Here is an 8441-nt window from a genome sequence, read left to right as displayed (position 1 = left end):
CGCTTGACTACGACGTCACCGTGGTCGATCCGCGTACCGCCTTCGCCAGCCCCGAGCGCTTTCCGGATGTCAAACTGATCGCAGAATGGCCGGACGAGGCGTTGCCGCCGCTCGGCATCGACCGCTGGACGGCCTTCGTCGCGGTGACCCATGATCCGAAGATCGACGATCCCGCGCTGCTGCATGCTTTTGAGAAGGGCTGCTTCTATATCGGCGCGCTCGGCTCGCGGAAGACGCACGCCAAGCGTCTCGACCGCCTCAAGGAGCAGGGCGCGACGGATGCCGATCTCGCGAAGATCAGGGCGCCCATCGGCCTGAACATCGGCGCGGTCTCGCCCTCCGAGATCGCGGTTTCGATCATGGCCGAGATCACGGCAGAGCTGCGCCTGCCGAAGGACGCAAAGGCGGCTGCGGCATGAAGTTCGGTCCGGCCAGCCCGGCCGAGGCGCTCGGCGGTGTGACTGTTCACACGCTGCGGCAGGGCGATCTCGTGCTCAAGAAGGGCACGACGATCGGTGCTGACGAAGTGGCCGCGCTCAAGCGTGCCGGGGTCAAGGAAGTCGTCGTCGTTCGTCTCGAAGACGGCGACATCTCCGAGGATGCCGCCGCAGCCAGCATTGCGCAGGCCGTGGCGGGCGAGGGCGTCATCGTCGAGCGTGCGTTCACCGGCCGCGCCAATCTGTTTGCCGCCAAGCCTGGCATCCTGGTCATTGATCGCACCGCCGTCGATCGCATCAATGGCGTGGACGAAGCGATCACCTTTGCGACGCTCGATGCGTTCAAGCCGGTGGTCGAGAACGAGATGATCGCCACCGTCAAGCTGATTCCGTTCGGTGTGGCTGCGAGTTTACGCGATGCTGCGGTGAAAGCCGCAGGCGGCACGGCGATGCGGATCGCGCCCTATCAAGTCAAGAAGGTCGGCATCGTCTCGACGCTGCTACCGGGCCTCTCGCCAAAGGTCATCGACAAGACGCTACGCGTCACCGAAGAGCGCCTCGCGCCGGCCGGCGCAAGGATCATCGCCGAGCGCCGCGTGCCGCATGATGAAACGGTGCTCGCGAAGACGATCGATGAATTGCTTCGACTCGGTGCCGAACTCGTGATCGTGTTCGGCGCTTCTGCCATCGCGGATCGCCGCGACGTCATTCCTGCCGCCATCGAGCAGATCGGCGGCACCATCCAGCATTTCGGCATGCCGGTGGACCCCGGCAATCTCCTGCTGATCGGCAAAGCCGGCGATGTGCCGGTGCTCGGCGCGCCCGGCTGTGCACGTTCGCCGGTGGAGAACGGTTTTGACTGGGTGCTGATGCGCCTGCTCGCAGGCCTGGAGGTCACCCGCAAGGATCTCGTCGGCATGGGCGTCGGCGGTCTGCTGATGGAGATCGTCACCCGCCCGCAGCCGCGTGCGCCGGCTGAAACCGATGGCAATCGCAGTGTGGCCGCGCTGGTTCTCGCTGCGGGCCGCGGCACGCGGATGGGCGGTCCGAACAAGCTGCTCGCCGAACTCAACGGCAAGCCGCTGGTGCGCATCGTCGCCGAACATGTGCTGAAGTCGAAAGCGAGCAGCGTCACCGTGGTCACCGGCCATCAGGCCGCCGATGTGGAGAGGGCCCTCCGGGGCCTCAACGTCACCTTCGTCTACAATCCCGATTATCCCGATGGCATCGCGAGCTCGGTGAAGGCCGGCATCGCCGCCGTGCCGCGCGATGCCGATGGCGCGGTGGTCTGTCTCGGTGACATGCCGCTGATCGACACCACATTGATCGATCGCCTGATCGATGCGTTTGCGCCCGATCGGGGGCATCTCATCGCTGCGCCTGTGAGCGAAGGCCGTCGCGGCAATCCGGTGCTGTGGTCGCGCCGTTTCTTCCCGGAGTTGATGACGCTGGACGGCGATGTCGGTGCGCGCAACCTGATCATGAAACATGCCGAGGCTGTTGCCGATGTGCCCGTCGAAGGGCGTGGCGCTTTCCTCGACATCGATACGCCGCAGGCGCTGGAGGAGGCGCGGGGCAGCTGATTTGTAGGGTGGGCACGGCGCAAGAGCGCGTTGGCCTACGCTACATGTTCCCTTCATTCACCAAGTCGAAACTCCCTCGCGGTACAGTTCTGCCGATTGCACCTCGGGGGAGGGGAAATTGTCATCTCGTCTTGCTGCGCGCTCCCGCGCGTTTTTTTCTGCTGCGCTCATTTTCAGCCTCGCATCTTTGCAACCGGCAATTGGCGCCGGCGCTCTCGCTATCGGCAAATGCGGTGCCTATGGCCAGGCCTATGACCATCCGGCCGAGGCATCGGCGCTCGCCGCGGCCAAGAAAGCCTGCAAGGGCAATTGCACCACCTTGACCATGAACCGCGCCTGCGCCGCGCTGGCCGTGGACATGGCCAATCCCTGCGGTGCCCATGGCTATGCCGTCGCCCCGCGCATTTCCTCGACGCTCAACGAGGCGACCAAGAAGTGCTACGAGCACGGTGGTAAGGAATGCGTGATCCGGGCATGGGCCTGTGACGGCAAGGGCTAGGACTTTTTAGCTCCAGCAATGTCGGCGACGAAGCCCGCCCATATTTGGCCTCGTTGATTCCGCCATCGGCAGCTATTCTGCTGCCGATGATGCCGCTCCGACGAACCATATTCACACCCGCCGTGGAAAGCCCCGAGCTTCAGACGGCCCGCGAGGCCCTGAACCGGCAGGTGTTGCTCACCGAGCGGCTGCGGATCAAGGCGGTCATCGCCACGGTGGCCATCCTGACGGCGATCGTCACCGTCATCCAGCTGATCGTGCCATCGGTCTTCATCGGCATTTCCCGCGGCGGGTTCGAGCTCGGCTCGACCTATGTGATCTTCCTGCCGTTTCTGGCGCTCGAAATTCTTGCGCTCTACCTGGTCACCCGGCGCGTCCGGCAGAACAAGGACGTCCCATCGTCCGGCGCTATCTCAGCGCATTGATCGAGACCAGCGTGCCGACGGCGGCGCTTTACCTGCACATGAACTGGATGGGCGCCAACACTGCGCTCGCCTTCGCTGCGCCGCTCACTTATTTCATCTTCATCATCCTCTCGACGCTGCGGCTCGATTTCTGGCTGTCCACCTTCACCGGCTTCGTCGCGGCGGCAGAAATGTTCGCCATGGCGATGCTGTATCAGCCGCTGGGCTTTGCCGACGAGCCGATGCCGGACAGCATGTTCCAGTTCGTCCGCGCGGTCATGCTGTTCGTCGGTGGCGTGCTGGCCGGTGCCGTCGGCATGCGGCTGCGGCGACAATTCGAGGCCAGCATCGCGGCAACGGCCGCGCGCGATCACGTCACCAACCTGTTCGGCCAGCATGTCTCGCCGCAAGTGGTGGAGCGGCTGCTCGCCACCGGCGCTGCCCCGACCACGGAGATGCGGCAGGTCGCCGTGATGTTCGTCGATATCCGCAACTTCACCGCTGCAACGCGCATTCACACGCCGCGGCAGGTCGTCGAGCGGCTGGACGAGGCGTTCGCCGTTCTGGTCGAGATCCTCGACCGTCATTCCGGTATCGTGAACAAGTTTCTCGGCGACGGATTTCTCGCCGTGTTCGGCGCGCCGATCGAGGACGATCGCGCCGCGCAATGCGCCGTCGAAGCCGCATGCGAAATGCTGGCGGAAATGGAAGACAACAATCGCCGCAGTGATTGGCCGCTGCGGATCGGTATCGGCATTCACATGGGCGCTGTCATCGCCGGCAATGTCGGCTCGATCCGGCGCAAGGAATATACGGTCATGGGCGACACCGTGAATTTCGCCGCCCGTCTCGAAGCGCTCAACAAGGAGTTCGGCTCGCAGCTGCTGATTTCCTCGGCCGTGCGTGACGCCGCTGGCGAGGCGGCGCGCGATGCAGCGTTTCTCGGTGATGTCGAGGTGAAGGGCTATGAGCGCCCGCAGGCGGTCTGGCGGCTGGCCTAGTTGTCGAAGAACGGCGCGCGGCTCTGCCGCAGCATGATGCCGAAACGGCCGTAGATCCCTTCGCGGCCGAAATTGTCGGACACGCGCCCGGCGGCGAAGCTCCATTCATAGTCGTTGGTGCGCAGGCCGGTCAGATGTGCGCCGAAGCGCGTCTGCTGGCTGAAGAAGTCGCTGGAGAAGGCCGCTTCCGGCCCGATCCAGAATGAGTCGAACAACCGCCAGCCGGCGGCGATGCGCGTGTTGTAGCCGGAATCGATGGTGGTGGCGGACAGGGCAGTCTGCAGCATCAGTTCAGAGGTCGGCTCCCACCACAGATCGGCGAGGGCGCGCAAGCCGACGTTCGGTCGCCAGCTGCGGGCACGGCCATTGTGGAAGAACAGATCCACCTCGGCGTCCGGACCGGCGAGCAATTGCGCTTCCAGCCGGCCGATGCGGATCATGTAACCCGGCATCAGATAGACGCGACCGATCTGCGTATTGTATCTGTGGCGGCCGTCCGTATAGCGCTCGAGGCTCTCGGACACGAACAAGCGCAGGATGAAACCGTTTCGGTTGGGGCCGTTCGGCATCCATTGAAACCCGCCATAGGCGCCGATACTCCATTTCGAGGCATCCATTCCGCCGAAATAGATGAGCCTGTCGGGCATCCCGCCGGTGAGATAGTCTAGGTCCCGCTTGCGCGTGGCACGGTTGTCGAACAGCGATGGCCAATACCAGATCGATCGATCAGCCGATGTGAGACCGAATTCGAGATCGAATGCCTCAATGTCCTGGGCATTGATCGGGCCGGTGAATGCAAGGCCGATCACCAGCCCCAGGCTTCGCAACAACGGTTTCCAACGCATCGAGCCCCCACTCAACGCTAAAGAACGCAACAGTAATACATCAACCAAAAGTAGAATATCTGTGGATAAGACGACGTCCAGTGTGGAAAAGGGAACGAGGGGAGAACGTTGGATGAAATATTTTGGAGGGCGGCGCGTGATGCGCCCCGACCTCACATCTGCGGCGCGACCAGGTTCTCGATTGCGACGCCTTCGCGATCCTCGATAATCTCGGCGATCCAGCGGCGATGACAATGCGTATGCTCGCGCTCGTAGCAGAGGATGCAGATCGGGCCGGCTTTCTCGACCAGTGCCGCCAGCTCATCCATCTGCTCGCGCGCTTGCGGCGTTTTCAGATGCGCGCTGTAGATCTTCTCCAGCTGCGGGATGTTGCCCGACCGCGCCGCCTCGCGGCCTTCCTTCGGCGTGCCGAGGCCGCGCAGATGCAGATATCCGATGCCGCGCTCGTCCAGTCCGGCGGCGAGTTGCGATTTCGAGAAGCCCGGACGACGCGAGGCGGCAACAGCGCGAACATCGACCAGCAGCTTCACGCCGGCGGCTTCGAGCTCGTCGAGCACGGCTTTCGCCGGCGTCTTTTCGTAGCCGATGGTGAAGAGCTTTGCTTTCTCCACTGCCTTCTTCGCGATCCTGGCCATGCGGCGCTCCCGACTACACCCGCTCGATCAGCGCCATCGCCCCGTGCGGAGCGCGCACTTTCGCTTCGTGGATCACATAGGCGAAGACGTCGCGGGGCTGTTTCTTGATCTTGCCGTCGCTGACGCGCGGCAGGTCGGCCGGCTCGCCACCGCCCGCAAAATCCTGGAAGCGCTTGGCCCATGCATCCAGCGCCTTTGGCGCATAGGCGGTCGGGATAGAGTCTTCGCCTTTCTGCAGGCGCAGATAGACGAAGTCCGAGGTGACATCGGCAATGGCCGGATATGTCGCGTGCTCGGAGAATACGACGGGGATCTTGTGCTCGCGGAGCAGAGCGATGAAAGCCGGCGTGCAAAAACTGTCATGCCGCACCTCGACCACATGGCGCAGCGCGCGGCCATCCAGCTTGCGCGGCAGAAGCTCCAGGAAAGCGCCGAAATCGGCTTCGTCGAATTTCTTGGTGGGCATGAATTGCCACAGCACCGGGCCGAGCTTGTCGCCAAGTTCGAGCACGCCGGAATCATAGAATCGCTTCACGCTGTCGCCTGCTTCGGCCAGCACCTTGCGATTGGTGGCGAAGCGGGGGCCTTTCAGCGAGAAGACAAAATCATCCGGCACCTCGCTCGCCCATTTGCGAAAGCTCTCGGGCTTCTGCGAGCCGTAATAGGTGCCGTTGATCTCGATGGAGGTCAGCTTGGAGGCGGCGTAGCTGAGCTCTTTCGCCTGGGTCAGCTTCTCCGGATAGAACGTCCCGCGCCAGGGCTCGAAGGTCCAGCCGCCGATGCCGATGCGGATCTTGCCGGTTTTGGCCGCCATTCCAGTTTCTCCAGATTTCCCTGAGGCCGCCCCTTGCGGATCGGCCCACCCATTCCTATCTCGTCTTCAACGGCGACGTCGACGCTTAACAGCTCCGTTGCCGAGACGACCTTGAATAACCTCAGCCCTTCAGTGGGATGGCGCGCCGGATGTACGTGCGCCGGTTGTTCTTGGTCGTTTGCATTTCTGGCTGTTGCTTTCGCGCATGCCAACCCGTTTCCCGCATACAATCAAACGGTTGACGCGTTCCCGCAGCGCCTTGGCAGGCTGTCGCCCGGCAGATATATGCTGGCGCCATGAGCGATGCCATCACACTTGGGAACGGACCGATCGAGCGCGCGGGCATCCCGCTGCAGCTGTCCGTCGTCGTCCCGACTTTCAACGAGCGCGGCAATGTGGCCACTCTGGTCCAGCGCCTCGATGCGGCCCTGAAGGGGATCGCCTGGGAAGTCATCTTCGTCGACGACAATTCCCCCGACGGCACCACAGATGCCGTGCGCGAACTGGCGCGGACCGATGCGCGCGTTCGCTGCATCCGCCGCATCGGCCGCCGCGGCCTGTCCGGCGCGTGTATCGAGGGCATGCTGGCTTCGTCCGCTCCATGCGCGGCCGTGATCGATGGCGATCTCCAGCATGACGAAACCCAGCTCGCAAAGATGCTTGGCCTGATCGAGAAGGGCGAGGCTGATCTCGTCATTGGCAGCCGCTATATCGATGGCGGCAGCGCCGACAGTTTCGACCAGAAGCGCCTCGGCTTCAGCAAGTTCGCCACCGCGCTGGCTCAGCAGGTGCTGCGCGTCCGTGTCGCCGATCCCATGAGCGGCTTCTTCATGATCCGCCGCGACCGCTTCGAGCAGCTGGCGCCGCAGCTCTCGACGCAGGGCTTCAAGATCCTGCTCGACGTTGTTGCCACCGCACGCGGCGAACTGCGCATCAGGGAAGTGCCCTATACATTCGGCTCGCGCCTGCATGGCGAGAGCAAGCTCGATTCCATGGTGGCGCTGGATTTCCTCGGCCTCATCCTGGCGAAGCTCACCAATGACGTGATCTCGCTCCGCTTCCTGCTGTTCGCGCTGGTTGGTTCGATCGGTCTGGTCGTCCATTTCGTCGCGCTGTTCGTGGGCCTCGAAGCCGCGCTGCCGTTTGCCGAAGCGCAGGGCATCGCTGCCTTCTGCGCCATGACCAGCAACTTCCTGCTCAACAATTTCCTGACCTATCGCGACCAGCGCCTGAAGGGCGCTCGCATCCTGCAAGGTCTGATCCTGTTCTACCTGGTCTGTAGCGTCGGGCTGCTCGCCAATGTCGGCGTGGCCTTCTCGGTCTATGACAACGAGCCGATCTGGTGGCTCGCCGGTGCCGCCGGCGCGCTGATGGGTGTTGTCTGGAACTACGCCATGTCCGGCCTGTTCGTGTGGCGCAAGCGGTGACGGCTGCGGAAGCGCGCATGGTCCGCAATGCGTGGGCGGTCGTCATCGGGCTCGTCCTGCTGCGTCTTGCCGCGTCGGCCTGGACGCCGTTGACCTTCGACGAGGCCTATTACTGGACCTGGTCGAAACACCTCGCCGGTGGCTATTACGACCACCCACCGCTGGTCGCCGTGGTGATCCGCCTTGGCACCCTGATCGCGGGCGACACGCCGCTCGGCGTGCGCCTGTTCTCGGTGCTGCTGACGCTGCCCATGAGCTGGGCGATTTTTCGTAGCGCCGAACTGCTGTTCGGCGGCAAGCGCATCGCAGTCACCTCGATGCTGCTGCTCAATGCCACGATGATCGTCTCGGTCGGGTTGATGATCGTCACCCCCGACGCGCCGCTGCTGGTGGCGTCGAGCTTCGTCATTCTCGCGCTGGCGCAGGTGGCGGCTACGGGGAGGGGCTTGTGGTGGCTCGCGGTCGGCGTTGCCGTCGGCTTTGCATTGCTGTCCAAATACACCGCGCTGTTCTTCGGTGCGGCGATCCTGATCTGGCTGGTCTCGGTGCCGAAGATGCGGCGCTGGCTGATCTCGCCCTGGCCCTATCTCGGCGGCGTCGTCGCCTTTGCCGTGTTCTCGCCGGTGCTGTTCTGGAATGCCGATCACCAGTGGGTGTCGTTCATCAAGCAGCTGGGCCGAGCCCGGATCGAGGAATTCAGGGCCGCCTATATCGCCGAGCTGATCCCCACCCAGTTCATCTTCGCAACGCCGCTGGTATTCATCCTCGGCGCCATGGGCCTCTATGCGCTCGCCCG

The 8441-nt window shown here is 63.6% G+C and carries 10 protein-coding genes; 7 read left to right on the top strand and 3 right to left on the bottom strand.

Annotated elements, in window-relative coordinates:
• The 5 genes from ACIQ17_RS27280 to ACIQ17_RS27260 form a co-directional block, all read left to right on the top strand.
• Positions 1-419: XdhC family protein (locus ACIQ17_RS27280; protein WP_398472477.1), on the top strand; the 419-nt coding region annotated here is incomplete at its 5' end.
• Entirely contained in the window at positions 416-2020 is a 1605-nt protein-coding gene (locus ACIQ17_RS27275; RefSeq protein WP_398472475.1) for an NTP transferase domain-containing protein, read from the top strand. The genes ACIQ17_RS27280 and ACIQ17_RS27275, both read left to right, overlap by 4 nt.
• Before the next feature lie 118 nt (positions 2021-2138).
• Entirely contained in the window at positions 2139-2519 is a 381-nt protein-coding gene (locus ACIQ17_RS27270) for a DUF4189 domain-containing protein (RefSeq protein WP_398472474.1), read from the top strand.
• A gap of 122 nt (positions 2520-2641) precedes the next feature.
• The gene (locus ACIQ17_RS27265; RefSeq protein ID WP_398472472.1) at positions 2642-2944 is read left to right on the top strand and encodes a hypothetical protein; all 303 of its coding nucleotides are present in this window, start codon (positions 2642-2644) and stop codon (positions 2942-2944) included.
• An 11-nt stretch (positions 2945-2955) separates the two neighbouring features.
• Positions 2956-3924, top strand: a complete 969-nt coding sequence (locus tag ACIQ17_RS27260) for an adenylate/guanylate cyclase domain-containing protein (protein ID WP_398472471.1) — start codon at positions 2956-2958, stop codon at positions 3922-3924.
• On the opposite strand, the gene bcsS is transcribed toward ACIQ17_RS27260, so the two are convergent.
• The 3 genes from bcsS to ACIQ17_RS27245 all read right to left on the bottom strand — a co-directional run bounded on the left by bcsS (position 3921) and on the right by ACIQ17_RS27245 (position 6218).
• Complete coding sequence (gene bcsS, locus ACIQ17_RS27255; protein WP_398472470.1) at positions 3921-4769, bottom strand: cellulose biosynthesis protein BcsS; 849 nt, start codon at positions 4767-4769, stop codon at positions 3921-3923. The genes ACIQ17_RS27260 and bcsS overlap by 4 nt on opposite strands.
• Positions 4770-4921: 152 nt before the next feature.
• A complete protein-coding gene (locus ACIQ17_RS27250) occupies positions 4922-5380 on the bottom strand; it encodes a DUF488 family protein (protein ID WP_398472479.1) in 459 nt (152 codons plus the stop codon).
• Positions 5381-5417: 37 nt separating this feature from the next.
• Positions 5418-6218: a DUF72 domain-containing protein gene (locus ACIQ17_RS27245; RefSeq protein ID WP_398472468.1), complete on the bottom strand. Its 801-nt coding sequence runs from the start codon at positions 6216-6218 to the stop codon at positions 5418-5420.
• A 296-nt stretch (positions 6219-6514) separates the two neighbouring features.
• Here ACIQ17_RS27245 and ACIQ17_RS27240 point away from each other — a divergent pair, with 296 nt between their 5' ends.
• Positions 6515-7645, top strand: coding sequence for a glycosyltransferase (locus ACIQ17_RS27240; RefSeq protein ID WP_398472466.1), 1131 nt, complete (start codon positions 6515-6517; stop codon positions 7643-7645).
• A 17-nt stretch (positions 7646-7662) separates the two neighbouring features.
• The coding region (locus ACIQ17_RS27235) for a glycosyltransferase family 39 protein (RefSeq protein WP_398472465.1) at positions 7663-8441 on the top strand (779 nt) is incomplete at its 3' end.

This window comes from Tardiphaga sp. (genome assembly GCF_044340795.1).
GTDB lineage: Bacteria > Pseudomonadota > Alphaproteobacteria > Rhizobiales > Xanthobacteraceae > Tardiphaga.
Note: the sequence above shows the minus strand (reverse complement) of the source record. Positions and strands in the feature narration are given on the sequence as shown.

Coding starts and splice junctions, on each gene's coding strand:
- ACIQ17_RS27275 (WP_398472475.1), top strand. CDS start 416: ATGAAGTTCGGTCCGGCCAGCCCGGCCGAGGCGCTCGGCGGTGTGACT.
- bcsS (WP_398472470.1), bottom strand. CDS start 4,769: ATGCGTTGGAAACCGTTGTTGCGAAGCCTGGGGCTGGTGATCGGCCTT.
- ACIQ17_RS27245 (WP_398472468.1), bottom strand. CDS start 6,218: ATGGCGGCCAAAACCGGCAAGATCCGCATCGGCATCGGCGGCTGGACC.
- ACIQ17_RS27240 (WP_398472466.1), top strand. CDS start 6,515: ATGAGCGATGCCATCACACTTGGGAACGGACCGATCGAGCGCGCGGGC.